The organism is Nocardia nepalensis (genome assembly GCF_048910785.1).
Classification (GTDB): domain Bacteria; phylum Actinomycetota; class Actinomycetes; order Mycobacteriales; family Mycobacteriaceae; genus Nocardia; species Nocardia nepalensis.
Map to the genome: position 1 here is coordinate 1 of NZ_JBKBET010000015.1, position 1,499 is coordinate 1,499.

The 1,499-nt window shown below is 66.1% G+C and carries 1 protein-coding gene; it reads left to right on the forward strand.

The window, feature by feature from the left end; translation table 11 throughout:
* The coding region (locus ACHQ4I_RS09495) for an acyltransferase domain-containing protein (protein ID WP_420771311.1) at window positions 1–1,499 on the forward strand (1,499 nt) is incomplete at both ends.

The window sequence follows — 1,499 nt, forward strand, 5'->3', positions numbered from 1 at the left end:
CTGACCGATGTGATCACCGGGGCCGTCGACGCTCCCGGGCTCGACCGGGTCGATGTGGTCCAACCGGTGTTGTGGGCGATCATGGTGTCGCTGGCACAGATGTGGCAATCGGCCGGTGTCACCCCCGATGCCGTGGTCGGACACTCCCAAGGTGAAGTCGCCGCCGCCTATGTGGCCGGAGCGCTCACGCTGCGCGAGGCCGCCATGATCGTGGCACTGCGCAGTCGACTGCTGACCGAAGTCACCGGACACGGTGCGATGGTGTCGCTGGCGTGCGGCAGTGAACAGGCCGCGTTGCTGATCGCAGGATGGGCCGACCGGCTCGGTATCGCCGCGGTCAACGGGGTGTCCTCGGTGGTTGTTTCCGGAGACCCGGACGCGTGCGAGGAACTGATCGCGCACTGCGAGACTCACGCAGTCCGTGCTCGCCGTATCGAGGTCGACTATGCCTCGCATTCGGCGCAGGTCGAAACGATCCGTGAACCCCTCATCGACGCGTTGGACGGACTGCAGCCGCGTGCGGGTTCGATCGCGTTCTACTCCACGGTGACCGGTGGCCTGTTCGACACCACGGGACTCGATACCCGTTACTGGTTCGACAACGCCCGTGAACCGGTCCTGTTCGCTCAGGCCACGCAGTCGTTGATCGGGGCCGGGTTCACCACGTTCATCGAGTGCAGCCCGCACCCGTTGCTGGCGTTGGCGATGGAAGACACCGCTGCCGGTCTCGAGACCGCGGTGACCGTGACCGGATCCCTGCGTCGTGACGAGGGTGGGCTGGATCGGTTCTGGAAATCGGTGGGCCACGCCTACGTCGCGGGAGCACCCGTCGATTGGACGAAGGTTTACACCACCACACCGGGGCGGGTCGGGTTGCCGACGTATGCGTTCCAGCGGCAACGGTTTTGGCTGGACACGGTGGCGGTCGGTCATGGCGATCCGGAATGGTTGGGATTGTCGGGGACCGGTCATCCATTGGTGGGGGCAGTGGTTGGGTCTCCGGACTCCGGTGGCGTTGTCGTCACCGGCAGGCTGTCGTTGGGAACGCAGCCGTGGCTGGCCGATCATGCCGTGGCCGGTGTGGTGTTGTTCCCCGGATCAGGATTCGTGGAGTTGGTGTTGCGGGCCGGTGACGAGGTCGGTGCGACCGCGATCCAGGAACTGACCCTGCTGGCACCGCTGGTGTTCACCGAGGACCGCAGTGTGCAGCTCCAGGTCCTGGTGGGCAGCCGAGACGGATCGGCCGTGGGCGGGCAGGACGACTCGGCTGGGTGGTCGGTTTCGGTGTACACCCGTGACACTCAAACCGACACCGATTGGACTTTGCACGCCGAAGGCGTCCTCACCACCCAACAACCGACACCATCGACACCGGCATCGTCGGCATCGGTGGTGGATCTGGCGCAGTGGCCACCGGCGGGTGCCGAACCGGTGCAGGTCTCCGGCGTGTACGACTGGCTGGCCCGGCACGGTTACCAGTACGGGCCGGCGTTCCAGGG